The following is a 24,932-nucleotide window of genomic DNA, read 5'->3' on the forward strand; positions in this document are numbered from 1 at the left end:
ATATATTTCTTTTATTTAGATTTATGGACATTTTTATTAATGTTTTTATTTTTTATAATTTTTATTAATATTTTTATTAATTTTTTCATTTAAAAAAATTGTTTTTTGAATGTATTTTAAACTAATGCTTATATAAATTAGTTATTATAAGATTTTAAACATAATGATAAATCATTATAGTTTTAATTAAAAAATTATAAAAATAATTAATAATTAAAAAATGTTCAATTTAATAAACTAAGTATTGTGAAATTAATTTAATAAACTTAAAATTTTAAACATAAAATATAAAGATTTATTAGTTAAGAGAAATAAAACATTACACAATTAAACTTTAAAAAAAATCAAAAATGGGATAAAACAAATTTTTTTAAAAAATAAAAAAATAGGTATAAAAAAAATGGTATTAAAAGGATTTTTAAAAAATGTCCAAAAACTTATGCATGATGATCCAGGGACAATATCTAACAAACAAATAATCAGACAATTATCATGGTTACTATTCCTCAAAGTATATGATTATAAAGAAAAAGAAAGAGAAGCATTAAATCCTCAATATAAATCAGTGATCCCTGAAAAATATCGATGGAGAAATTGGACTATAAACTTAGAAGATGATTCTAGTTTAACTGGAAGAGAATTACTTAAATTTATAAATGAAGAATTAATACCTTCTTTAAAAAAAATTGAATGCAAAAAAAATAGTCCAATGCACGAAAAAATTGTATACTATACAGTAAAGGACATTAAAAACTATTCTAAAGATGGATACATATTTAAAGCTGTTATAATTGAATTAAACAGTATAAAGTTAAGTAATAAAGTAGAGTGCGATCAAATCGCACATGAATTTAAAGAAAATTTAATGGATTTATTTAGAAACACAGGAACAAAAGAATTCTTCACACCTATAGGTATATGTGACTTCATAGCAGAAACTTTAAACCCAAAAATTGGTAATGATGTAATGGATTTCTGTTGTGGAACAGGTGGATTATTAAAATCAATACTTGAACTTCAATCTAAACAAATAGAAAGCAAAGAAGACTATGAAAAATTTGTTAATTCAATATATGGTATAGAAAAAAATTCAACATTTTACATTTTATGTATTATAAACTTACTATTACATGGAATAAACGAACCCCACATATATCATCAAGATGCATTTGAGGATAAAACATTAAACTTATTATCAGATAAAAAATTCAAAACAATAGTCTTAAACCCTCCATTTGAAGGATCAACTGATACTGATTGGGAACATGAAATCTTAGAAAACAAAAAATTAGAAGATAATTTCCTAGAATTAGCAATGGAATACTTAGATGATTATGGACAAGCAGCAATTATAATGTCTGATGATTTCTTCACAGAAACAGGAGTAAACAAAAGACAAATAAAAGAAAAATTATTTAAAAAATTCAACTTACATACAATAATAAGATTACCCCCTACAGTATTTGCACCTTACTCAAATGTAAAAACAAATATATTATTTTTCTGTAATAATGGAACAACCAAAAAAACATGGTTCTACCGTTTAGACTTACCTGAAGGATATAAAAGTTTTAGTTTAAATAATCCAATAGAATTAAAACATTTTAAAGAAATAGAATCATGGATTGAAAATAAGCATGAAATAGAAGTAAATGGTAATTATAAAGCAAAAAAATGCAGTATAGATGAAATTAAATTAAATGAATACCGGTTAAATTATTGTAATATACCATATGTTAAAAATTCCCTACCTCCTGAAGAATTAATAGATAATTACTTAGAAAAAACCGAAGAATACTCTAAAGAAATTAATAAAGCTTTAAAAAACATTAAAAATGAGTTAAATAAAGAAGAATAATGAATTTTAAATAATAAAATAGATAAAGGGATAGATTTTTCATGCTTTACAATGATTTAAAATTTTCAATTCTAAAATCAGCAGTAACCGGCCAATTAGTTAAACAAAACAAAAACGATACACCTGCCGAAAAATTAATTGAAGAAATTTTAGAAAAAAAGAAAAAATTAATTCATGATAAAATTATAAAAACAGATTCCACCCAATCTTATATTTATAAAAGAAACAATTCTTATTATGAATCAATAAATGGGATAAAAACACGAAATATTGAAGATATTTTACCATTTAAAATACCAGAAAGTTGGTATTGGGTTAGATTAGGAACTATTGTTCAAGATTATTACCGAATGAGAAAATCTATAAGTAAAAATGGTAGAAAAAATCAATTAAATAATTATCCATATTATGGACCTAATGGTGTTATTGATTATTTAACTGATTATATTTATGATGATGATTTTCTTTTAGTTGCAGAAGATAGTAATGTTTTTGAAACAGAAAAAAATTATGCTTTCACAGTTAACGGACGATTTACGGCTAATAAACATGTACATGTTTTAGATTTTAAACCAGCATTAAACAGATACTTAATGTATTATTTAAATGCAGTTAATTTAAGATTATGTGGATTTATAAGTGGATCTAATGTTCCAAAATTAAATAAATCTAATCTTTATGAAATATTCGTCCCATTACCTCCAATAGAAGAACAATACCGTATTGTGAAAAAATTAGATAGTTTAGGAAATGATTTAAAAAATTATCAATATTATCAAAAAAAATTAGATAATTTAAATGAAAATATTTTTAATGAAATGAGATACTCCCTATTAACTACCGGATTAAGTGGTAAATTAACAAAACAGAACCATGAGGATAAATCTGCTATCCAACTCTTAGAAGATATTAGAGAAGTTAAAAATAAGTTAATTAAAGATAAAAAAATTAAACCTATGGATAAGGAATCTTTAATTGTTCGTATAGATGATCATTACTATGAAAAAGTAAGTCAAAAAGAGGAGTACTTATTAGATAATTTCCTACCTTTATCAATACCAAGTAATTGGTGTTGGACTAGATTATACAATTATGTAGATATTCGTTATGGTGCTCATAAATCACCAAAATATGTTAATAAAGGTTACCCTTACATTACAAGTCAGAATTTAAAAGAGGATCATATTGATTTTAATGATATTAAATATATTACAGAAAAAGATTATGAAAAAGTAAGTAAAAACCTTAAAATTGAAAAAAATAATATACTATTTGCAAACATGGGAAACATTGGAAACCCCCAATTATTAAAAGAAGATATGGATATAGGAATGAGAAACATAATACTATTCAAACCATACCTACCTAACCAAAATATGGAATTCTTATACTACATTCTAAAATTAGCAGAATCAAATATTAGAAATTATACAAAATCAATAAATAAATCCTATTTTGGTGTTAACTTTATTAAAGAATATTTAATACCAATACCACCAGTAGAAGAACAAGAAAGAATTGTGAAGCTTTTAAAAAATTATGAAAAAAAATTTAAAAATAATAATTTAAATAATAATCTTAAAAAAATAATAATGTAAAGAAAGTTTAAAAAAAAAGTTTCACTTAAGTTCCAACATGAAATTGTTTATTTAAACTTTTTAATTTTTTAATAGCAGATAAAGCAGCAAGTTCACTAGTTTTAGGGTTAGCTTTAATTGGTTGATTACATGTAATAGTTTTAAATTCACCAAAGCTACCAATAGCATGAACTTCATGAATATTTCGATCCACACTAGGATCAACAATTACTTCAACATCAATATCTCTTTTACATGATAAACTAAGTGTAGCAGCCACATTCATATTTTTAGGATACTTAACTACCGCTTCAGAAGCTTTACCTTTAAATAATGTTTCACATTTATCAGTTTCTATCCCTAAAGATTTAGGTGACTTACGAGTAGTTAAAGTTAAACTAGAAATCTCACCAATACAAGCAGCTTTTAAACCATCAACACCAATCACAGCACCAGATGGAGCATAAATATTAGTATGATTATTTTTACTAGTTTGAATCAATTCTTTTCTAAACTTTTCGTCCATTAATGCACCAATACTCATATTCATAAGATTGGCATGTTTAACAATTTCTACACCATATTGTTTAAGAAATTCTTGAGATGCTGCTTCTAATACTAAATCAACATCATTTAACATTTCAGATAAGTTTTCACACAAAATACCATTAGTTTTTTCAGTTAACTCTTCAGCTTTTTCAGTGTCCTTATCAAAGAAATATTTAAACTCAATATTGTCTTTAGGTTGAATGTGATCTATTATGATATTAGCTATAGCTCCACATCCAATTACTCCAACTTTCATATTTAATCCCGCTTTAATCTTGTTTTTAATTTTAATAAAGAAATTGTAATATGTATTTATAATGGTTAAGGTGTTAATTTTTATAATATTTGAAAAAAATAGTTTTTTTCTAAAATTTTTTTATAAAAGAAAATAGTTAAAGTTAGAAAAAAGTTTTTTTAGTAATAAAATTTTTTTCTATTTTTTAATAAAATAAGAGGTGACTTATTTTGAAATTTAAAGTTTTTATATAAAGGTATGATTTTTTTATAAAGGATAAAATTTCTTTCTAACTAATAACTTTTATTTTCTTTTAATCATGAAAAATTTTTTATTATTCATCAAGTTTTGGTATTCCTGTTATACGTATTCCACCGAATTGGGATTTGTATTTAATGTTTAATCCAATAAGTAATGGTGTTATTGTTTCAATTAAATGTGCTTTTTCAAGTTTACCAACATCAATTACTCTTACTCCAGGTAATTTGTTAATGATTTCTTTTGCAGCGGCTTTAGCTTCTTTATCATCACCAGCCATTAAACAATCACAGTCAATATCATTAGGGATGTTTAATAATAGGCTGTTACTTATATTGTTAAATGCTGCGATAACTTTAACATCACATCCAGCAAGAATGTGTGCAGTTCTTTCTGCTGCAGATCCTTCATATACATCAAGAATACAGGATGCTTTACCACCAATTGCTGCTTCTAAAGGTGCTGTAGCATCAATTAAGATTTTACCTTCAACGAATGGTTTAATAGTTTTTAAGGTTGCGGTTTGAGCTACTAATGGTACAGTAAGTATAAGGATGTCTCCTGCTTTTGCTGCATCTTCATTAGCCATACCAGTCATATCAGCAATATCATAATCTTTTAATTCTTCTTTAGTTTCTTTAACAATCTTTAAAGCTTTATCTTCTTTACGAGAACCAACAATAACAGGTTCACCAGCAATAGCTAATCTCTTAGCAATACCTAATCCTTGAGGACCAGTTCCTCCAATTACACTAATCATAGAAATTTTTCTCCTTTACATTTATGAAATTTGATATTATTATATATTTTATTATATTTAAAAAGGGGGTATTAATAAATTATGTTTTTTATTAAATATTTTTTAGGGTTTTTTTGAAAAATTCAATTTAGTATAAAAAGAAAATTTGGAGAAAAAAATTGATTTTATTAAAAAATTATTGTGGAAAGAATTTATTTTTCTCCAAATAAAATTCTATTTATTCCTTTTTATTAACTAATTTTTTTGGTATTGATTTGTTTATTTTTTAGGGTAGAATCCAGATGGATTTTCGGATAAATTAATCATTATATTTTTCATTTGAGTATAATGATCTAAGATAACTTTATGGGTTTCACGACCAATACCAGATTGTTTCCAACCTCCAAATGGTGCACCAGCAGGTATTGCTACTATTAAATGGGAGGGAGTTGATCCATAATTAGGTTTCATTAAGTTACAGGTTTTTTCTCCTCTTTGTTCTGTTTTGTATCCTCTTGTTATGTATTCATCAATTAATTCTTCATATTGAACATCATTTTCTGTTTTTCTTATTCTTGTTGTTTCCATATTTTTATCTCCATGATTTTTATTATCAAATGTTATTTTTTTTATTAAAAAAAATATATACTAACACTTGTTAGTTTTTATTTTGTAATAAATACTATATAAAGCTAACGATTGTTAGTAAAAATTTTTAGAAAAAAACCATTAAAACTAAATAAGATAAAAAAAAGAAAAAATAAACTATGAAAGAAAAAAACCAAACACCAACACCAAAAAAAGAAAAAACAATAATAGGACTAAACTACCTAATAACAATAATTTCATTACTAATACTATTCTCAATAATACCAATATCACAAATCATAATAGGCAACAACACACAACCAATACCACTAAGCCTAATAACAATAACACTAAGCTTACTACTAAGTTACTACATCATAATAACCTATCCAAAACATGAAAACAGCGGAATAATAATATTACTCCTAAACATACTACTATTTGGATTAATATTCTTACACGTAAACATAAACATAGGATAAAAAAAATAAAAATAAAAATTAGGATTAAATATAAAAAAATTTAATCCTCAACATTCTCCTTTTTCAAATTTAATTTCAAAAACAATTGACAATGATCAGATAAGTTAAAATCCTTAATCTCACAATCAACAACAGAATCCATTAAACCATCATTAACAAAGAAATAATCAAGACGTAAACCCCCACCTAAATTAGGATTATTACGAGTTCTCCAAGACATCCAAGAAAACTTTTCCTCCTCAGGATATAATTCACGAAAAGCATCTTTAAAACCACTCTTGAGGAAACAATCAATCATCTTACGTTCTTCAGGTAAAAATCCAGCACTTTTAAACTCTTTAAAATAAAGATCTCTTTTATCATGAGCGATGTTAAAATCACCACAAAGAATCACATTCTTACCTTCATCATGCAAATCTTTAACATAATTAAATAATTTATAAACAAAATCATGCTTATGCTGTAACCTTAACTTATTACTCCCACTTGGAATATAAGCATTTATAAGAGTAAAATCAGGGAAATCAAAACGTAACAAACGACCCTCAATATCCTCCTCAATATTTAAACCAGACTGAATACTTAAAGGTTTAACTTTACTATAAATAGCAACACCACATAAAACAGGATTAGGATTACTATAAAAAACATTCATATAACCAGGAATATTAATTAAATCTTCAGGTAAATTATCTAAACATGTTCTAGTTTCTTGAATACAAATTATATCAGGATTTTCACCACTCACAACATCAAGAAAACCTTTACGTTTAGCACTTTTAATTCCATTAAGATTACAACTCATAATTTTAAAATCAAAATCAATCAAAAAAAATCACCTTATTCCAAACTTTTTTTTATAAATAGAAAAAATTTAAATTATTTTTAACATATAACTTTTGAATAAATATTATATTATAATTCATTTCTTTTAATAATTTCGAAAATAAATTACTAAAATAATTAAAAAATTAAATAACAAAATATTTAACCTATAAACAATATAAGAACATACAATTTAATAAAATAAACAATGGATGCCATTATATAAAAAAAGTAAAGGATGTAAGTATAAAATGAAATGTCCAAAATGTCAAACCATAAATGATTTTGAATCAGTTTACTGTTACAAATGTGGGACAAAATTAAAAGGAGAAAAAAAACAAACACACCATTTTCAATACTTCTTATTAACTATATTCGCAATATTAAACATTGGTTTACTTCTTGTATACTGCATATCTGAAGTATTATACATCAATACACTTGCAAGTAGAATAAATCAAAGAAAACATTATATAAAGAATTTTAGAATAAATTTATATCATCAATTACAAGATTTTATTAAAACAATTAACAAAAATTTAACTATTTTTAAAAAATTTTAGAAATTAAAACATGGAAATAATTATTATGTCCAATAATAAGGAAAATAAGGATTTAATAAAAAAAGAAGATAAATTAAAGAATAATAAAAAAGTTAAAAAGAAAACTAACCTTATACAAACTGTAGATTATATTTTCAACTATGAAAATGACAATATTTAATCTAAAATTTTACTAATTTTCAACAAAAAAATGGATAAATAAAAATTTTATTAAAAATTTTATTTTTATCACATTTCACTTTCAACAATATCTTCACTATGTATTGGAGGATACCATTTTTCAGCCATAAATGTTGGTAATACAGCACTTAAAACTAATACTCCAGTTAAAACACTATAAGTAGTTTGATTAATTAATCCAGAATTAAGACCAAATAAAGCTGCTACTAAACCAAATGTTAAACCAGTACTCATCATCAAAGTAACATAAGTATAATTAGATTTAAGGAAATATCTACTAACATAATAAACACCTACATACTTACTTAATTGACGTAGAGCAAACATCACAATGAAAATTCCAAAAGAGGATAAAATCAAAGGTATAGAAACTTTCATACCACCCATTATAAAAAATATAGGAGTTAATATAGCAAATGCAACTGTTTTAAATCTTGATTTAACATTTAAATCTCCACGGTTTTCTTTAAAGTATCTAGATAAGATCACATCTAAAACAAAAGAAGGTAATATAGCTTGACCTCCACCTAAACTAGCAAAGAATATGAATATCAACAATAGTAAGAAAATATATTTGATTTCAATTTCAGCTAATTTATTTTTAAGTTTAACATTATTAAATATATAATCTGAAAGGTAATAAGATAATACAAGTACAACAATTGAAACTACATAAAATATTACAGTATATATGTCAAATTTGACAAACAAAACACTTAATGCTACAGCAGTACACATATCTGTGATGAAAGTTGCAACCATAATAAGTTTACCAATTTTCTCACTAAATAATCCTTTTTCTGCTAAAACACTATACACTACAGCTATACTTGTTTCAGATAATGCTGTAGCTGTAAGTAAACTTGGATTTAAACCCCAACCTATAATATTATATGTTAAAACAAATATAACAGCAAAAGGTATTAAAAACGATAAGAATCCTATAGTAAAACTTTCTTTAAAATTCTCTTTCAACATATTTACATCTATTTCTACACCTGCAAGGAAAGTTAAAAGTATACCTCCAAAACTTGCAAGGTATAACATCCATGATTCCGCATGAAAGAAACCTAAGTTTCCAACGATTACTCCAAGTAAAATTTCAATAACTGTAACTGATATTCCAGCACGTATTGAGATTAAACTAGCTAGTAATATTAATATTCCTAAAATTAAAGGAAATATATCAGCCATTATTAATGGGCCTCCATTTTTTTTGATTATTTTTATTAAATTAAAAAAATTTCACTAATCTAACAGATCTTTAGATTGTGAAATATAGGGTGTTTTTATGGTGAAAAAATGTAAAAAGGAAGGGAGGGTAAAATAAAAATATTTCTTAAATTTTATTTTATTTAGTATAAGTTAAAAAAAATTTTAGTTTTAATTAAGCTTTTTCGTTTATATAATCTATATTTTATTTATTTAGATTGTTTTTAATTATTAAAACCATATCCTTTATTTTTTTATAAATTAAATTTTTTATATTCTACCTTAAAAAATATTTTTAGTTATATTAAAAAGAATTTATAGAACATTAATTCTAATTTTAAAAAATTTTTTAGTCCTTTTTAGGAGTGAGGTTATAAAAAAAGAAACTAAATAGTAAAAACTTTTTATTTTTTAGAATAAATTACTCTTTACCTTCTTTTTAAAAAGTTATGGTTTAATAATTTTTCTTATTTTTAGGTTTTGTAGAAACCCTTTATTTTTTTTCTAATTTTTTTTCAATTGAAATTGTACCTTGATGTTTTTGTTTTTTCGATTTCTTTTAATTTAGTTTTAAGAAGTTTTAAGAAGGTTTCAAGTCTTTACACTTGAAATAGTACCTATGATATTTAAAATAAGTAAAGAATAAGTATTAATATTAAAATGGAGAATAAATATTAATATGACAAATAAAAACATCCATTCTCCAAGTAATTATTTGTTTTCTAAGCAATTAAATCTTTCGGATTTTAACTTTGAAAAACCTGCAAAAAATTTTATAAAAAGACATTTAAAAAATCATAATGAAGATTTAACAAATAATCAACTGTTAAAATTCATTGAAACCACATTTAACTATGCAAAAATAAGTTTAAATACTTATTCTAATTATTTTAGCAATCATTTATACACACAACCAGTTTTATTCACTATTTTAGCACTTAAAATTTATACAAAAAGCACATATCGTGAATATAACTCAATTTTTACAATTATCTGACCAAATAATTAAATATTTACGAATAAAAAAGGTCCCACACTACACCACAATCCAAAAATTTTTCCAAAAACTACCATCTGGTACTTTAAGAAAAATCAACCAATTAATATTATCTCAACATGATATAAGTGGAGAAATAATAGCCCTTGATGGATCATGGATTCACCAACGATTATGCTGACAAATATTATGCAATAATACGAGCCAAAGAAACGAAAAAAGCTATGTTAAAAACCATATCGCAATAGACATAAAAACTCGTTTAATCCTCAATTATGCAACTCAAAGAGGACCTAGAAGCGACACCAAGTTCGCAATCAATTCCATAAGACAAAACAAAAAAAATATCACCCATCATTAACATATTAGCAGACAGAGCATACGACACAGAACCCATAAGAAAATGTATAAACGAATACACTGGAGCTTTCAACCATAATACCAATTAAAACCAGGAGCCAAAAAAGGACATTACAGACTTAACAGCATATCCATCTTCAGACCCAAAATATACAGTCTAAGAAGCAATGTAGAAGGAGTATTCAGCGTAATCAAAAGACTATTTAACGGAACAAACCGAAGCCGAACACTAAAACTATCAAACAAAGAAACAAAACTCAAAAACCTAATCTACAACATCCACAGATCAACACAACTACCAAAAAAATAGGGTTTCTACAAAGCCTATTTTTATTTATTATTTAATTTTCAAAATATTATTTTTTTAGATACAAGAAATTTTTTTAAATTAAATATTTAATTAAAATTCTTTATTGAAAAAACTTAATTTCTTTATTGTTTGAGAGGTAATAAAAAAATGTTTAAATTTTTTTTACTTATACAAAAAATAAATTTTAAAAATTATTAAGTTTTTCCCAACCTTTAAATTTTTCACATTTTTTTTAAAAAATAGAAGTCATTAGCAAATAAAAAAAAATGTTAAGGGGGCTGTCCCATAAGTGAAAATTTTTTTTAGAAAAAATTGAGGGGATGTGCTGTTTTTGGGTGTATTTATGTTAATTTTACACTTGAAATAGCACCTAACCATTTTTTTAATTAGTAAACTTCTGTTTATTAAGTGTTGATTTATTTAATTGTAGATTAGATTAAATAGGTTTGTTATTTTTTTTATTTATTTTATATGTGATGTTTTTTTTAAATGAGTGTTGTGTTTAAATTTTTATGTATTTTTTGTATGTTGTGTGCTATTGCTTTAAGTGTTAATTCGTGTTTTGCATTTTTAAGGTGTTTGCGTTCTACTTTTTTGCATTTATAATTTTTTTTAAGAGATCCAAAGTATCCTTCACTTAAGGGTGCTCTTTTTTGATACATGTTTTCCCCTAGTTCTGAGTTGAAATCTTGTCTTAATTTACTCCGTAATGGGTGTTCTCTGTCCATTATTTCCCGGACTCTGCTTTTTGTACAATCATTGTGGAATTTACAAATTTTACACCTACTGGTAGAATAAACACGATAAAACACATTATTAATCTTTCGATTATGCTGATAATTTAGTATTTGGTTTTGTGGACAAATATAATTGTCTTCCTTTTCATTATAAATGAAATTAATTTTACTATAGCTTTTTATTTTATTTCCTTTTTTATGTTTCATGCTTTCCACTCGATTTGGGATTAATGGTATGGAACCATTAATGAAAGCGTGTTCTAGTGCTTGATTGTTTAAATATGCATTATCTGCTAAATAAAATTTTGGTCTTTGACCTAAATTTTCTTCAACCATTTTCATCATTTTAAGCATCTGATGATGATCAGTTGGAGCTTGAGTTAAATACTCAGCAACCACCATTCCATTGTGACTATCCACTGCAACTTGATAATTATAGTTTAATCCCATTTTATCCTCTTTATCTTTCATCCAACGGGATTCAGGATCCGTGAAACTAATCGTATGCTTACCATCATAATTTTCTTTTAAAAAAATTAGAAAACCCTTAACATAGTCTAATTTACTTTTACTAATTAAACAAGTTTTTAAAAGTTTCAAACCATTCTTATTCAAATTTTCATCTATCCTATCCACTAAAGGTTTTAAATCTAGGCATGATTTACCTTTTTGAAAGAATTTTCTTAATTTAAACCATGTACTATTCTTACTTTTCTTATCTGAATATTTTTTAATCAGTTTTTCTAGGAAATTTATTTCCTCAATTTTTATTAAATTAAAATTATTAGCATTTGCCTTTAAAATAGTCCCATCAACCGCAACACAATTATTATCAATCAATTTAAGTTTTAAACCCAAAAACACAGTATAATAAAATAATTCACCAATCAAAAACTTATTATATTTAAAAAAACGTGAAATAGTTGATTTACTAGGCTTCTTATTATTTAAAATATAATTACAAGACTCATCATTATTATCTAACCAATCAGCTAATTTCCTACAACTTAAAACATTATTAAAAACACCCCAAACAAACAAACCCAATAATTCATCAGGCAAATACTTTTTAGGACGACCACGACCCATATTAAAATCTTCAAAAAAAGAAGGAAAATCCTCTTTAAACTTACTCACAATAAATTTAACAGTAAAAACCAAACCCTCATCCTTTAAATTATACCCAGGAACATTTAAAATAAAATCAGCCTGCAAATCAGCTTTAAAACTACAACAAACCATAAAATCAAAACCTACCCCTACTTTTTTTCAATTTTGTATAAAAAAAAAATTTTAAAAACCACAAAAAAACAGTATAAAAAAAACCAAAAAATTTAAATGCCACAAAACACATAAAAAAGTAATGTGGATTTGGTTTTTGTTTTTTGTCGTTATTAAACTATTTATCAATCCACACATTTATAATTAACTATTTCTAAACGATAGAATAACTAAAACAACTTCTATCAATCAAAATTTATACAAAATAAGAAAAATAACAAAATCAAAAAAGTAAAAAAAGAAAAAATTAATTATGGGACAGCCCCTTAAGTAAACATTAGCTTTTTTTATGTGCAGTTTTTAATAATTTTTTAAAAAATTTTTTTGTAGGTGGACTTCATCACCTGGAAAAATATGTTTAATTTTCCCTTGTTTAAAAAATAATTAATTAAATAATTACTTTTGATATTCCTTTTTAAATAAATCAATACTGTATGTTAATTCTTTTTTACTAACACTAGCATCTTCCCATCCAAGAACTTCAACTTTTTTTCCTTGTAAATTTTTATATACACTGAAAAAGTGACTGATTTCTTTAGGTATATGTTCAGGTAAATCTGAAATGTCTTTGATTTCATTAAATCTTGGATCATCACAGGGTACTGCAAGTATTTTAAAATCTTTTTCCCCAGTATCTATCATTTTCATTAAGCCAATTGGGCGAGCTTTAATTAAGCATCCTGTAAAAGTTGGTTGATCCATTAAAACCATTATATCCATTGGATCACCATCATCGTATATTGTTTGTGGTATGAAACCATAATCTACTGGATAATGGACAGGTGAATATAGAACTCTATCTAATTCAAAAGCACCAATTTCTATATTGTATTCATATTTATTTCTAGAACCATTAGGAACTTCAATGATTGCATTAACTTCTTCAGGTACATTTTCACCGGGTTTAATTGTTTTCCATAAGTTATTCATAATAATTTTTCTCCATTAATCTTTTTTTTTAGTGGGTAATGAAAATTTTTTTTTATAAAAATTCATATAGATTAAATATTTAAATTTTCAATAATACGAGAATTAGTAATTTCAAAAAAAATTTTAATGTTCATGTTTTTGGATAATAATTCTTCTTTTATTTATGAATAAATATTTAATATATAATTCATTTTTTTTATAAAAAAATTTTACATTTTTTGTTGTAGAAGTCATTATCCAGAAAAAAATTATTTAATATATAAAAAAATTAGTCTGGCTGTTTTAAAAGGTGAACTTCATCACCTTAATTATATTTTAGATTTTTTTATTATATAAAAGTTTTCTTAAAAAAAATAGGGGCTTTGCCAAAATAAGCTTAATATATTAAAAGAAAGTGGTAATGGTTTAAAAGTTAATATGCATATTAATTGAATTAAGTATTAACTAAAATATTTTTATTTAAATTTTAATGATTAATATAATCTATTAAGATTTAAGATGTAAATATTAAAAAAAAAGAATATTTTTAAGGATTTAAAATTAATATCATCCTTAAAAGTTTAAATTTAAGATTTTATGCTTTTAATGTTTTAACTATACTGTTTACTGGATTTGCAGTATCTTGAACATTCCAATCTGCATTATCTTCCATTGCAACAATGATAGTGTATTTTGTGTCTTCTTTAGTTACATAGTAAACGTAGAATGGAACACCTGAATTATCATATTGTTCTTCAGTTGTTGTAGCTCCGTTTAAGGTTATGTTTTTTTCAGTTTTGAATGTGAAACCTTTATCTGCCCAAGTATCTTTTGTTACTTTAACAGCATCTGAACCTACACTAATGAATATTCCATCAGCTTCGTTTGAAATACTCACCATACTAGTTTCACTAGATGAATTAAGAGTGAAACCTGTTGGTATGGTGAAAGTACTTCCATCATCTAAAGTAGCATCTGCTGCAAATACAACACAAGATCCTGCTACTGCAATTACACCTACAAGTAGGATTAAACTAATACAATTTTTTAAGTTGAACTTCATTTTTAAATCTCCATATTTTTTTAAATAAAAATATACTTATGGAACTTATTTATATATAAGTTAATAATTTTATTATTAAAGTATAAATTATAAGTATAAATAATTATAATTGTTTTAATATAAATATCTTTATATTATATCCATATAGAAAAAATTTAAATTATTAATTAAATTAGTATAAATATTTAATAAAATTAATCTTTTAAATTAAAAAATAAAAAAATAAGTAAAAAAAAATTTAATTATACATATTCAGTTGAACCTTTAACAGTTCTACTATCTAAACCTTCTTGCACACATAAAGGACAAGTATTAGATCCATCAGTAACTACTCTACCATGAGTTGTGCAGTAACGTGTTTTAACACCACTACTGGAACCACTACTAGAACTACTAGAACTTGTATCTTTAGATACAGATTTTGAAGAACTACTAGAACTTGAAGTTCCAGAATCACTAGTTGTTCCCTGATTCTGAGAACCTTTAGTTATAATTAAAGATTCTAAATAACCTTGAGTATTATGCTCTTGATTACCTCCACTCATTTGGATTAAATAATTCTTACCATTTAAATATTGAGTAGATGCAACAGCACTAGAACTACTAGGATTATCAGATGAAACTGTAATAGTTAAAGTGAAGCTATCACCTTGACCATTAACATTATATGTTTCAGTAAAACCTGAACCAGTAGATTGATTAGAGACTAATTTATAATTATAACCAGTCAGATTTAATTTCAAATCTCCTGTAGCTAAAATCTTTTCTTCTTGTGAAAAAAGATTTATACCAGAACCAGAAACTAAAAATACTGTACCTGCCACTATTAAGCAACACAAAATAACTGTCAAACAGATTATTATAAGTTTGTTAGATTCCACAATTTTCACCCCCACATTAAATTTAATGATTAATTTTAAATTATAAAGGTTATTACTTATATATTTTCCTAAATAAATCTAAGATAAATATTAAAAAGAGAATTTAAACTAATTTTTAAGAATAAAACTGAAAAAAAATAAAAAAGAGTATAAAAAAAATTTTTGTTTTTAATAGTAGTAATCTTTAATTCTTGCTCCAATATTACTACAAATAAATGCAACAACTATTGCTACTATGATATCCCATATGAACCATCCAAATCCATTATAACCTCCACATGCGAAATCAATAACAATTGCTGAGATTAGACCTAAGATTAAACTGTTTAAACCAAGATCACCTAATTCATTAGCACTTAAGAATCCCATTATAAGAGCACCGATTATAATTACCCAGAATGTGTGAGCGAATACTCCTAAAAAGATTGTGATTATTAAACCGAAAATTAAAGGTAGAAGATATTTAGCCACTAAAGTATTTTCACCATTCATTCCTCTAGCTTGAACTCCTAACCATCCGAATATGAATGCTAATATAATTGCAATAATTAAATCCCATACTAACCATCCGAATCCATTATAACCCCCAATAGCGAAGTCTATAATGAGTACAGATATAACGGCCACTATAACACTATTTATTCCAAGATCAGTCATTTCATCTATTGTTAATAAACCCATAATAAGGGCTCCAATAATGATTCCATAGGTATTATGTCCTACAAATCCTAATAAACAGGTAATTATTATCCCAATTATTACAGGTAATCCAAATCTTTTAATGGAATTATCTGTATTAAAATCTAGATTAAAATCCATTTTAAAAACACCTCCATTTAAATTGTAAATTACTATTACTTTATTAATATAATAAAAGTGTTATTTAAAATTTTTTAAAAAAAAGTTTAAGAAAAAAAATTAAAAAATTGTCTATTTATTTTTAAGATTTTTTCTTACATGAAAAGCAAATATCATCTTGACTATTAGTTTTAAATGTTTTACCACATACACGACAGGTTACAGTATGTAAACTAGTTTTTTGTGGATTTAAATCTGTCATTTGACAAGGACATGTACCATTAGTCATTTGTCCTTTAATTTTCTGTTCAAATGCTTTATCTTCATTTAACATTTTTATACTAACCTATTAATTACATAAAACACATTCACTAGAAGATAGGCCTAGTGAACTTAAAAATAATGTGTAATCTTTTTGATTTAATTCATTTAGAGGCATTAATGAAAAAATACTAATTAAACCTTCTTTTAATAGTTCAGATAATCTTTTAAAGGTATCATCATTTAATACTTCATCAAAATTTCTTTCATTAATGATGAAAACTATATCTACTACAGGTTGTAATCTAATTTCTTGTATCTTATTTGATTCAACATTAACTTTATCACTATTTCTGTCTTTCTTGAAAACTAAAATATCTTCACTAGAATCATTTGTCACTACACCAACTCTACCATTATCAGGTAAAGTATAAAATAGTGAGTAAGATCCATTTGCCCAGTTTCTCCATCTTTCAACATTAAACACTGTTTCCATTTTTTCAACACATCCTTTAAAAATTTTTTTTTATATTTCTAATTCTAATATAAGCTGGTCATGATCTGATAATTCATAATTTAACATATATGCATTTTTCAAATTCTTTTGTAATTTTTTATTTACAAATATGTAATCAAATTTAAATCCACCTTGGATTTCATATTCTCTTAATCTTGAACTTCTCCAAGTGTATTCTCTATCTTCTTGATGGAATACTCTGTATGTATCTATAAATCCTGAATCTATTAATTCATCAAATAGTTTTCGCTCTTCAGGCAAATATCCTGGTCCAGTATAGTTAGGATTATATAAATCTTGTTCTGTGTGTGCTACATTAAAATCTCCACAGAGTATTACATTATGTCCTTGTTGGCGTAGGCTTACTACATAATGGAACGTGTTATATATGAAATCTATTTTATGTTTAATGATTTCTTCACTATGACCATTAGGAGCATAAGCATTGATTAAAACAAAATCATCATAATCTAAACGGAGCAATCGTCCTTCTTTACCATCCTCTATTCCTAATCCCCATAATACTAATTCTGGTTTGATTTTAGTGTATATTGCTACTCCACTAGATCTTCCACGTTCCCTAGTGTAAAATTTACTTTTATATCCGGGAATATTACGAACTTTATCTTTTAATTTATGCTCAGGTGTTTTAACTTCTTGTACACAAATAATATCAGGATTAACTTCTTTCACAACTTTTTCAAAGCCTCGAAGGAAAGCTGCATTAATTCCATTTAAATTACATGACATTATTTTATAATTTTTCATTGTGTTTAACTTTTCCCTTAAAATATATTACTTATTATGTACATTTTTAAGTTTTTTATTAATAAAGTTTTTCATAAACATATTATTTTTTAATCTAAATACATTTGTCTTAATTTCATTATTTCATCATCATTTATTCCTAAAAAATTTCTACGATAATTATCTAAACCACCATAATAAGCATTAATTGTACTGAAAACATTTAAAATATAAGATTCCTTAGCAGTTAAAATTGTGTATAATACATTTCGTAATTCTGGACTTATTTCCTGTTTGATATTATATTTACTTATAGTTGCCTTAAATTTTTCATGCATAAAATGTCCAGTTATATGATAATCTTCAACTATAACATCTAAGGATACATTTAAACAAGCAAGTAAAATTGCCGTACAAACCCCAGTCCGATCTTTACCTTCATTACAGTGCCATAAAGTGCTACCATGTTCATGATTTATAATTATTTTTAAGAATTTACCTATCTGTTCTTGAGAGTATTTACTGTTTACCATATCAGCATATAATGTCATCATATACTCTTCAGGAGTTAATCCTTTTGATTTAAAACTTCCAAGTAATGTTTCAACTTTATCAATATTTGGACTTTTACTATGAATTAAAACATTTCCAGGATTTTCCAATATTTGATTCACTATTACTTTAACTGTTGGAAAGTAAGGATCCGGTGTTTCACTTATCTCAATTCCTGTACGTAAATCTACTATTAAACGTAAATCATAATCTTCAATGAGAACCGCTTGATCATGTGGGCTTGCATTTTTCAACACTCCACTTCTAATTAAACGATGATGTTTAATCTTGTGACCATCTAATGTTGGTATTCCTCCAAGATCTCTTGTATTATATAATCCTTCAAGTGGGATTTTATTTATATTTGTATTCATAAAAGTTTTTATCCTAATATTTTTATTATTCAGATTTTAATGATTCTATTAAAGTATTAGTTGGTATTTGTATTACTTTTTCATAGTAAGGCATTAAATATTCATAAGTATCAATTAAGTATTTTAAATCTTCATTTAAGGATTCATCACTTATTTCATCTAACTTATATTCTTTACCTACAATATTTCCAGCAGCACACTTTCTTGGATTAAATTTAAATTCTTCAGGTACATCATCTAGATAAGTTCGTAACTTTTCACCACGAATAAAAAGTAAATCCATATTACCAGCTAAACCTTTACAACCTTGATCTAATTTCACATATAAACGATTACTCTTAGGGTAAAAACTATAACCTAAAAACAATCCAGTCCTATAAGAATCACCAGCATTTAAATTAAAAATAATAGCAAAAGGAACATTCAACCAATTCTTCCGACCAGTATGAATACTAACCTTATAATCTTCAGGTTCATCCACAATACTATGAATACTTGATTTTAAATCATCACAGTATTCATCTTCAATCTTAGAAACAAATTCACTTTCACTTTTAGATATATCCATTTCATCTTCATAATTTAATAAGATATCCTTAAAATTTTCACTATTCAAAATATAACACACTCCCAAAAAAATATATTATTTAATTCTCCATTAAAGTTAAAATCATAGCCTTTAAAATACTACTAGTTAATTTCACATTAACTAATTCATTAGTATACTTAAAAGATTTAACACTTTTATCAGTATCCTTAAAATATTGAGGCTTAGCCCTAGATTCAATTTGAACTTTTAAAGCATCACTATAAGTAGTTAAATTCATAATTTTACTAAAAGGAATATTACTTGACTTTAATTTACCAGTATAAACTATACGTTTATTAGTTAAAATAAGTTTACCAGAATCAATTTGAGTTAAAACATCACGAGAACTACTCTGACCTTGAGCCCCACCTAAACGAATATTAACACCTTTAGCAACACGAACAGAACCACCACCATAACCACCAGTACTAGTTCTAACAGCCCTAGGCTCTAATAAAATCACATTATCCAAATCCAAATATGCAATTTCACCCCTTTTAAGAATAATAGAACTAGTAGTAATAGGTTTTAATAATTCAGGATGTTTAGGTATAAGCATTGGCAATACATTAGTTGCTTGTTTAATTTTCTCCTTTCTAACTTTTTCTTCACCTTCACGTTTTAACTTTAATTTTTTAGCAGCTTCTTTATCTAAAACTTTCTGCTCCTTATCTGAAATTCCACCCTTAAAAATACGGTACCATTCATCCTTAGTTAAACTTTGATTATTATACTTAAGCCAAACAGCATTATCCTTATTTTCAATATCCTTTAAATTATAAGCATGCATATTTTTACTAAATTTCAAACCACAATCAGGACAATAATATGTATAAGAATTTTTAATTAAACCATTCTTTTTATACTGATTAAGAGATTTTTTTTTCACAAACGGGACAAAAATAAGAATTAACTTTAACACCAAACTTATCATTTATCTCTTGATTTTCATTATCTTTTATATTCTTTTCAGGCTTGTTGTTCTCTTCAATCACATTAGTAATTTTTTCCTTTGTTTCTTCAGATACATCATTTTTATCATTGGTAACAGGTTTTTTAGTATCAATTAATTCCTCAATATCCTCTGATTTTTTAGATTCATCAGATTCATTATTTAAATCTACAGTGACTTCTGAGTCATCTTTTTCATCAACAACAGATCCCACAGTATCAATTAATTCTTCAGGTTTATCAGTTTTAGATTCTTCATTTGCTAAACTTTCATTATTAATATTAGATTTATTTAAATCTTCACTATTTACATCTTCAGAATTTAATGCATCCATGTTTTTAAAAGGATGACCGCAGTTTACACAAAATTTAGATATGTCTTCATTTTTATATCCACATTCAGTACAAAATTTAACCATAATTACCATCCTTTAGGTACTTTAATAAAACTTAATAATTTAGGTTCTTCCCCTTTATTTATTTCACTTGCAGATGAATATGCATCAATAATTTGAACAAAGTATATAATTATGAGAAAAGCAGTCATATTTGAATTTACTCCTATTGAAAAGAAAATTATTGCTGCTAAAATAAAGTATAGTAAACCTCTTTTTGTTTGCTTATTATACCAGGCACCAGCACCTATAAAAATTACCGCGAATAGTATACTTAAAAACTTGTTTTTATGTTTTAAAGGTTTATGTATCTGATTAGGATTAACATTATTATTTTTAGTGGATTCAAAATTTACATTATCAATATTTCTAACTGATTCTCCTTTTTGGTTTAAATTAGAATTACTTATTGGTTCAGCTTTATTTTTAATATTTAAATCTTTATTTTCTTTGTTAAATTTAGCATCAGCATCATGTAAATTTTTATTATCCTCATTAGAATTGAGATTCGTATTATCAGTATTAATATTTGTTGAAGATAAATCTACATTAAGTTTGCCTCCGCAGTTTAAGCAAAACTTAGCATCAGATTCATTTAAATATCCGCATTTTGGACATTTTTGTTTATTTAAATTATTTTCACCTAATTTATATCCACAGTTTAAGCAAAACTTAGCATCAGATTCATTTAAATATCCACATCTAGTGCATTGAACATTTGATTCATCACTCATTTTATATAAACCCCCATAATATTTTCTTATAATTATATCTACTTTTATAATTAGTAATATTAATAAGTTTTATAAAAAATTTTTTATATATTTCAAGAAAAAAAAGATTTTTATGAATCAAATGAAATTATATTTTAAATATTTAAAAAAAAAAGAAAAAGAAAATTAAGTAAATTTTTACTTAATTTAAGCAGTTACAGTTATAGTGTTATATGCTGTAGAAGCTTCATATCTGCTTGTTCCATCATATGAACAGTGTGCTGTGTATTCACCAGCGTATAAGTTGATTTGTAATTGGTATGCTCCATCAGTATCAGTTGTAGCCCAGTAAACTTTACTTGCACCATCACTTAAACGGGTTAATTTTAATGCAACATGTTGACCTATTAATGGTCTATTATTTGCATCTAAAAGTTTACCTGTGAAGTTTTGACCTGCACCATAAGTTTCATTGAACTTATCAGCAGTTAATACTGTTAAAGTTTTATTACTTGCTTCTTTTTGAACAACTATATTATTATTACAAGTACTTGGTAAGAATTTACCAGTCTCACCAGAATAAGAACATTCAGCTGTGTATGATCCGGGTGCTAAATTAATTTCTAATTCTGCAGTACCAGTGCTACTAGTTGTACTAAAGTAAGTTTTACTTGCCCCATCACTTACACGGGTTAATTTAATTGCTATATGTCTTCCTACAATTACTGCACCATTTAAATCTGTTAATTTAACAGTGTAGTTTTGTGGATTACCATAAACAATGTATAAGTTTTCACCAGTTAATACTGTGGTTGTTACTCCAACACCTACTACAACAGTTTTAGTAGTGTTATCATAAATTCCATTTTCAAGATAAGTTACGGTTAAGTTAAAGTTACCTTCTTCATTAGGTAAGGTTACAGTATAATTTGCTTGACCATTAACTACTTTAAGTGTGGTTGTTTGTCCATAGAATTTAACTGTTATTGTTCCATTTAAAGGAGTACCATTACGGTTAGTTACATTAATAGTTGCTGTTATAGTTTCTCCAGTTTCACCATTGATTGTTGGAACATCTATTACAACTTTTTCTTTAGTAACTACTAAGTTTGCAGATCCAGTTGAGGATTCATAAACTTCATTACCTAAATAGGTTGCAGTCATTTGATATTGACCTAATGGTTCTATGATAGTGTATTGAACAGTTCCTACTCCGTTAGATACATTTACTAAAGTATCCTGATCGTAGATATGGATTTTAACTGTTCCGTTTTTAACATCATAACCAGATTCATCTACTACATAAACATTTAAGGTTACAGTATCTCCAAGTGATCCTTGAACATCATCTATTTTGATTATTGTTGGTAATCCTTTAATATTTAATTTTCCAGCAGTAGTTGTAACTCCATAAGTATTTTTGTATCCATTATAAGTTACATAGAATGTGTATTCTCCACTTGCAGTTAATGTTATTGGAATTGAATAAGTTCCATTGGTTACATTTACTGTACTAATGTTTACTCCATTAATTGATAATGTTACATTTCCTAAACTTATAGGGTTACCTTGATTATCAGTTAATGTTCCAGTTACATGAGTACTTGTTAACACATCACCTGTAACATTGTTTACATTTAAAACTACACCAGTACCATTAATTGTTTCAGTGATAGTTTGTGAACCTATGGTTGCACTTACATTACTGTTTTCATTAGATTTGTAGTATGTTGCAGTGTATGTTCCATTTTCAAGTGTTGCACTTGTTGGACTTATACTTCCAGTTGTTGCAGAAAATGTTACTGTATTAAATGGGATGTAATATTCTAAATTCTTTTTATCTGAACCAGTTGTAGTGTATTTGTTAAGGTTTGCTGTAACACTTACAGTATTACCATTATCAGTGGTGGTCATATCCATTATTACCCAAGTTGATGGTTTAAAGTTTATATCTCCATCTTTTTGAGGGTTTGTATTATTTCCCCACCAATTGTAATCTGCACTACAGGTTCCACCATTATTATAAACACTTTTACCTTCAGGTGCATTATTTCCATAAAATGCACAGTAAGATGCACTAAATTGTGAAATAGCATTATTATAAACAGCTCCACCATATACGGTTGCAGTATTATATGCAAAAGTAGAGTTTATTACATCAGTAAAATTTGAAGATCCAATAGTTGCAATAGCTCCACCATATTGTGCAGTGTTGTTGAAGAATAAAGTATTGTTTATACGTGAGGTACCATTAACATTATATTTGTAGATAGCTCCTCCACTTCCAGTTGCAACATTGTTCATAAATATAGTGTTTTCACCTTTATTATAATAAGTGTAAAGGTGTCCTTGTGTAGAGTATATTGCTCCCCCATTATATGCTGTATTATTAATGAAGTTGGATCCATAAGACCATGTTAAGAATTTATTATAAATTGCTCCACCAAAACCATTTTTAGCATTCAAATTACTGTTAACACTATTATTTATTAAATCAGTGTGTCTTACACTTAATCCACCACGTTCTACATAAGCTGCTCCACCCTTTTGACTTGCATAGTTATTGCTTAATGTACTGTTTTCAATGATGAATTTACTGCTTTCATCTTTGCTTGTGTATTTACCATTTATTGCTATTGCTCCACCTGCAATGGTAGCATAATTATTTGTTAGGGTACAATTGTAAATATTAACATTAACATAATTGTTTTCGTCATTTATATAAATTGCTGATCCATAATCTGCTCTTGCATGTGTGAAGATTAAACCGGAAAATGTAACATTGGAGTTTCCTGTAACGGTGAATAAACGGTTGCTGTTACTTCCATCGATTATTGTATTTAAAGTTTTATCCATGGATGTAATTGTTAAATCTTTATTAATTGTAATACCAGTATTTCCTGTACCAGAATAAGTTCCATCATATAAGTATATTGTACTTCCACCTGTTGCAGAACTAACTGCTTTGTTGATAGTTTGGTATGGATTAGATGATGATCCAGTTCCATCAGTGTCACTACCTGTTGTACTTACATATATAGAATTTGCATTTTCTGCAGTTAATGTTTCTTGATTTTGTATTGTTTCAAGATTTGAGTTACCTAATGTAGTATTAGATGAGTAAACTGCATTAACTGATGCGTCATCTAGTGTAATACTAGTACTATCCGCATTAGTAGTGTTAGTATTATCTGCTGCAAATGCTGTATCTACAGATATGCATATTGCAAATGCAAGTAATGCTATTAAAACTAATGAGTATAGTTTTTTAGACTTAATACTTTAACCTCCTTATATTTAAAGTCATAAAAAATTTTGATATTTTATAAATTTAAGAAAAAACAATGTTTTCCTCATAAATTTTTAAAAAATATACATTATTAATTTAAGTCTATAATTGTATAAAAATTTTCTTATAATAATAAAATTAG

26 protein-coding genes and 1 riboswitch are annotated in these 24,932 nt (G+C 25.8%); of the genes, 7 read left to right on the forward strand and 19 right to left on the reverse strand.

Going from position 1 to position 24,932, the window contains the following annotated elements; all coding sequences use genetic code 11:
* Nucleotides 1-400 precede the first annotated feature (400 nt).
* Complete coding sequence (locus ACA135_RS04080) at nt 401-1,858, forward strand: N-6 DNA methylase (RefSeq protein ID WP_409199022.1); 1,458 nt, start codon at nt 401-403, stop codon at nt 1,856-1,858.
* Between the two features lie 41 nt (nt 1,859-1,899).
* Nucleotides 1,900-3,456, forward strand: coding sequence for a restriction endonuclease subunit S (locus tag ACA135_RS04085; protein ID WP_409199023.1), 1,557 nt, complete (start codon nt 1,900-1,902; stop codon nt 3,454-3,456).
* A 25-nt stretch (nt 3,457-3,481) separates the two neighbouring features.
* Here ACA135_RS04085 and ACA135_RS04090 read toward each other — a convergent pair whose 3' ends face one another.
* From ACA135_RS04090 to ACA135_RS04100, 3 genes are all read right to left on the reverse strand, one after another.
* On the reverse strand, nt 3,482-4,240 hold the full coding sequence (locus ACA135_RS04090; protein WP_409199024.1) for an aspartate dehydrogenase: 759 nt from the start codon (nt 4,238-4,240) through the stop codon (nt 3,482-3,484).
* Nucleotides 4,241-4,553: 313 nt separating this feature from the next.
* Nucleotides 4,554-5,237 (reverse strand): NADPH-dependent F420 reductase, encoded by a 684-nt coding sequence (gene npdG / locus ACA135_RS04095; protein ID WP_409199025.1) that lies wholly within the window; start codon nt 5,235-5,237, stop codon nt 4,554-4,556.
* Nucleotides 5,238-5,495: 258 nt separating this feature from the next.
* Nucleotides 5,496-5,804: an aldehyde dehydrogenase family protein gene (locus ACA135_RS04100; protein ID WP_409199026.1), complete on the reverse strand. Its 309-nt coding sequence runs from the start codon at nt 5,802-5,804 to the stop codon at nt 5,496-5,498.
* Nucleotides 5,805-5,983: 179 nt separating this feature from the next.
* Here ACA135_RS04100 and ACA135_RS04105 point away from each other — a divergent pair, with 179 nt between their 5' ends.
* Nucleotides 5,984-6,286 carry a hypothetical protein gene (locus tag ACA135_RS04105; protein ID WP_409199027.1) on the forward strand — a complete coding sequence of 101 codons (303 nt, stop codon included), beginning with the start codon at nt 5,984-5,986 and terminating at the stop codon, nt 6,284-6,286.
* Nucleotides 6,287-6,326: 40 nt separating this feature from the next.
* Here ACA135_RS04105 and ACA135_RS04110 read toward each other — a convergent pair whose 3' ends face one another.
* Nucleotides 6,327-7,115: an exodeoxyribonuclease III gene (locus ACA135_RS04110; RefSeq protein WP_409199028.1), complete on the reverse strand. Its 789-nt coding sequence runs from the start codon at nt 7,113-7,115 to the stop codon at nt 6,327-6,329.
* Nucleotides 7,116-7,362: 247 nt separating this feature from the next.
* Here ACA135_RS04110 and ACA135_RS04115 point away from each other — a divergent pair, with 247 nt between their 5' ends.
* Nucleotides 7,363-7,674, forward strand: coding sequence for a hypothetical protein (locus ACA135_RS04115; protein WP_409199029.1), 312 nt, complete (start codon nt 7,363-7,365; stop codon nt 7,672-7,674).
* A gap of 25 nt (nt 7,675-7,699) precedes the next feature.
* Nucleotides 7,700-7,834 carry a hypothetical protein gene (locus ACA135_RS04120; protein ID WP_409199030.1) on the forward strand — a complete coding sequence of 45 codons (135 nt, stop codon included), beginning with the start codon at nt 7,700-7,702 and terminating at the stop codon, nt 7,832-7,834.
* A gap of 68 nt (nt 7,835-7,902) precedes the next feature.
* On the opposite strand, the gene ACA135_RS04125 is transcribed toward ACA135_RS04120, so the two are convergent.
* Nucleotides 7,903-9,048, reverse strand: coding sequence for a cation:proton antiporter (locus ACA135_RS04125; RefSeq protein ID WP_409199031.1), 1,146 nt, complete (start codon nt 9,046-9,048; stop codon nt 7,903-7,905).
* 697 nt (nt 9,049-9,745) lie between these two features.
* On the opposite strand from ACA135_RS04125, the gene ACA135_RS04130 reads away from it, so the two are divergent.
* Both ACA135_RS04130 and ACA135_RS04135 read left to right on the forward strand, forming a co-directional pair.
* A complete protein-coding gene (locus tag ACA135_RS04130) occupies nt 9,746-10,063 on the forward strand; it encodes a hypothetical protein (RefSeq protein WP_409199032.1) in 318 nt (105 codons plus the stop codon).
* A complete protein-coding gene (locus ACA135_RS04135) occupies nt 10,032-10,244 on the forward strand; it encodes a hypothetical protein (RefSeq protein WP_409199033.1) in 213 nt (70 codons plus the stop codon). Before ACA135_RS04130 ends, ACA135_RS04135 begins: the two co-directional genes overlap by 32 nt.
* A 974-nt stretch (nt 10,245-11,218) precedes the next feature.
* On the opposite strand, the gene ACA135_RS04140 is transcribed toward ACA135_RS04135, so the two are convergent.
* The 14 genes from ACA135_RS04140 to ACA135_RS04205 all read right to left on the reverse strand — a co-directional run bounded on the left by ACA135_RS04140 (nt 11,219) and on the right by ACA135_RS04205 (nt 24,357).
* Nucleotides 11,219-12,712: a transposase gene (locus ACA135_RS04140; protein WP_409197796.1), complete on the reverse strand. Its 1,494-nt coding sequence runs from the start codon at nt 12,710-12,712 to the stop codon at nt 11,219-11,221.
* A 435-nt stretch (nt 12,713-13,147) separates the two neighbouring features.
* Nucleotides 13,148-13,681, reverse strand: a complete 534-nt coding sequence (locus ACA135_RS04145; protein WP_409199034.1) for an inorganic diphosphatase — start codon at nt 13,679-13,681, stop codon at nt 13,148-13,150.
* Nucleotides 13,682-13,898: 217 nt separating this feature from the next.
* A riboswitch (Fluoride riboswitch) is annotated at nt 13,899-13,994 on the reverse strand.
* A gap of 261 nt (nt 13,995-14,255) precedes the next feature.
* Entirely contained in the window at nt 14,256-14,723 is a 468-nt protein-coding gene (locus ACA135_RS04150) for a hypothetical protein (RefSeq protein WP_409199035.1), read from the reverse strand.
* A 242-nt stretch (nt 14,724-14,965) separates the two neighbouring features.
* A complete protein-coding gene (locus ACA135_RS04155) occupies nt 14,966-15,604 on the reverse strand; it encodes a hypothetical protein (protein WP_409199036.1) in 639 nt (212 codons plus the stop codon).
* A gap of 168 nt (nt 15,605-15,772) precedes the next feature.
* Nucleotides 15,773-16,423: a hypothetical protein gene (locus ACA135_RS04160; protein ID WP_409199037.1), complete on the reverse strand. Its 651-nt coding sequence runs from the start codon at nt 16,421-16,423 to the stop codon at nt 15,773-15,775.
* A 121-nt stretch (nt 16,424-16,544) separates the two neighbouring features.
* Entirely contained in the window at nt 16,545-16,736 is a 192-nt protein-coding gene (locus ACA135_RS04165; RefSeq protein ID WP_409199038.1) for a hypothetical protein, read from the reverse strand.
* Nucleotides 16,737-16,751: 15 nt separating this feature from the next.
* Nucleotides 16,752-17,159: a hypothetical protein gene (locus tag ACA135_RS04170; protein WP_409199039.1), complete on the reverse strand. Its 408-nt coding sequence runs from the start codon at nt 17,157-17,159 to the stop codon at nt 16,752-16,754.
* 30 nt (nt 17,160-17,189) lie between these two features.
* The gene (locus ACA135_RS04175) at nt 17,190-17,948 is read right to left on the reverse strand and encodes an exodeoxyribonuclease III (protein WP_409199040.1); all 759 of its coding nucleotides are present in this window, start codon (nt 17,946-17,948) and stop codon (nt 17,190-17,192) included.
* An 89-nt stretch (nt 17,949-18,037) separates the two neighbouring features.
* Complete coding sequence (locus tag ACA135_RS04180; RefSeq protein WP_409199041.1) at nt 18,038-18,853, reverse strand: tyrosine-protein phosphatase; 816 nt, start codon at nt 18,851-18,853, stop codon at nt 18,038-18,040.
* Between the two features lie 25 nt (nt 18,854-18,878).
* Nucleotides 18,879-19,469 carry an MrcB family domain-containing protein gene (locus ACA135_RS04185; protein WP_409199042.1) on the reverse strand — a complete coding sequence of 197 codons (591 nt, stop codon included), beginning with the start codon at nt 19,467-19,469 and terminating at the stop codon, nt 18,879-18,881.
* 31 nt (nt 19,470-19,500) lie between these two features.
* A complete protein-coding gene (locus tag ACA135_RS04190) occupies nt 19,501-20,331 on the reverse strand; it encodes a hypothetical protein (RefSeq protein WP_409199043.1) in 831 nt (276 codons plus the stop codon).
* Nucleotides 20,312-20,812, reverse strand: a complete 501-nt coding sequence (locus tag ACA135_RS04195) for a zinc-ribbon domain-containing protein (protein WP_409199044.1) — start codon at nt 20,810-20,812, stop codon at nt 20,312-20,314. Before ACA135_RS04195 ends, ACA135_RS04190 begins: the two co-directional genes overlap by 20 nt.
* A 2-nt stretch (nt 20,813-20,814) precedes the next feature.
* Nucleotides 20,815-21,522: a zinc-ribbon domain-containing protein gene (locus tag ACA135_RS04200; RefSeq protein WP_409199045.1), complete on the reverse strand. Its 708-nt coding sequence runs from the start codon at nt 21,520-21,522 to the stop codon at nt 20,815-20,817.
* A 186-nt stretch (nt 21,523-21,708) separates the two neighbouring features.
* Nucleotides 21,709-24,357: a hypothetical protein gene (locus tag ACA135_RS04205; RefSeq protein WP_409199046.1), complete on the reverse strand. Its 2,649-nt coding sequence runs from the start codon at nt 24,355-24,357 to the stop codon at nt 21,709-21,711.
* Nucleotides 24,358-24,932: the final 575 nt, after the last annotated feature.

The sequence above is a fragment of the Methanobrevibacter acididurans genome (assembly GCF_046197875.1).
GTDB classification, from domain to species: domain Archaea; phylum Methanobacteriota; class Methanobacteria; order Methanobacteriales; family Methanobacteriaceae; genus Methanobrevibacter_A; species Methanobrevibacter_A acididurans.

What these genes read in the sequence shown, in the direction of transcription:
- ACA135_RS04115 (WP_409199029.1), top strand. Translation starts at nt 7,363, where the DNA reads ATGAAATGTCCAAAATGTCAAACCATAAATGATTTTGAATCAGTTTAC.
- ACA135_RS04125 (WP_409199031.1), bottom strand. Translation starts at nt 9,048, where the DNA reads ATGGCTGATATATTTCCTTTAATTTTAGGAATATTAATATTACTAGCT.
- ACA135_RS04105 (WP_409199027.1), top strand. Translation starts at nt 5,984, where the DNA reads ATGAAAGAAAAAAACCAAACACCAACACCAAAAAAAGAAAAAACAATA.
- ACA135_RS04200 (WP_409199045.1), bottom strand. Translation starts at nt 21,522, where the DNA reads ATGAGTGATGAATCAAATGTTCAATGCACTAGATGTGGATATTTAAAT.
- ACA135_RS04170 (WP_409199039.1), bottom strand. Translation starts at nt 17,159, where the DNA reads ATGGAAACAGTGTTTAATGTTGAAAGATGGAGAAACTGGGCAAATGGA.
- ACA135_RS04160 (WP_409199037.1), bottom strand. Translation starts at nt 16,423, where the DNA reads ATGGATTTTAATCTAGATTTTAATACAGATAATTCCATTAAAAGATTT.
- ACA135_RS04180 (WP_409199041.1), bottom strand. Translation starts at nt 18,853, where the DNA reads ATGAATACAAATATAAATAAAATCCCACTTGAAGGATTATATAATACA.
- ACA135_RS04080 (WP_409199022.1), top strand. Translation starts at nt 401, where the DNA reads ATGGTATTAAAAGGATTTTTAAAAAATGTCCAAAAACTTATGCATGAT.
- ACA135_RS04130 (WP_409199032.1), top strand. Translation starts at nt 9,746, where the DNA reads ATGACAAATAAAAACATCCATTCTCCAAGTAATTATTTGTTTTCTAAG.
- ACA135_RS04145 (WP_409199034.1), bottom strand. Translation starts at nt 13,681, where the DNA reads ATGAATAACTTATGGAAAACAATTAAACCCGGTGAAAATGTACCTGAA.
- ACA135_RS04150 (WP_409199035.1), bottom strand. Translation starts at nt 14,723, where the DNA reads ATGAAGTTCAACTTAAAAAATTGTATTAGTTTAATCCTACTTGTAGGT.
- npdG (WP_409199025.1), bottom strand. Translation starts at nt 5,237, where the DNA reads ATGATTAGTGTAATTGGAGGAACTGGTCCTCAAGGATTAGGTATTGCT.
- ACA135_RS04120 (WP_409199030.1), top strand. Translation starts at nt 7,700, where the DNA reads ATGTCCAATAATAAGGAAAATAAGGATTTAATAAAAAAAGAAGATAAA.
- ACA135_RS04100 (WP_409199026.1), bottom strand. Translation starts at nt 5,804, where the DNA reads ATGGAAACAACAAGAATAAGAAAAACAGAAAATGATGTTCAATATGAA.
- ACA135_RS04085 (WP_409199023.1), top strand. Translation starts at nt 1,900, where the DNA reads ATGCTTTACAATGATTTAAAATTTTCAATTCTAAAATCAGCAGTAACC.
- ACA135_RS04205 (WP_409199046.1), bottom strand. Translation starts at nt 24,357, where the DNA reads ATGGATAAAACTTTAAATACAATAATCGATGGAAGTAACAGCAACCGT.
- ACA135_RS04195 (WP_409199044.1), bottom strand. Translation starts at nt 20,812, where the DNA reads ATGGTTAAATTTTGTACTGAATGTGGATATAAAAATGAAGACATATCT.
- ACA135_RS04175 (WP_409199040.1), bottom strand. Translation starts at nt 17,948, where the DNA reads ATGAAAAATTATAAAATAATGTCATGTAATTTAAATGGAATTAATGCA.
- ACA135_RS04165 (WP_409199038.1), bottom strand. Translation starts at nt 16,736, where the DNA reads ATGTTAAATGAAGATAAAGCATTTGAACAGAAAATTAAAGGACAAATG.
- ACA135_RS04140 (WP_409197796.1), bottom strand. Translation starts at nt 12,712, where the DNA reads ATGGTTTGTTGTAGTTTTAAAGCTGATTTGCAGGCTGATTTTATTTTA.
- ACA135_RS04090 (WP_409199024.1), bottom strand. Translation starts at nt 4,240, where the DNA reads ATGAAAGTTGGAGTAATTGGATGTGGAGCTATAGCTAATATCATAATA.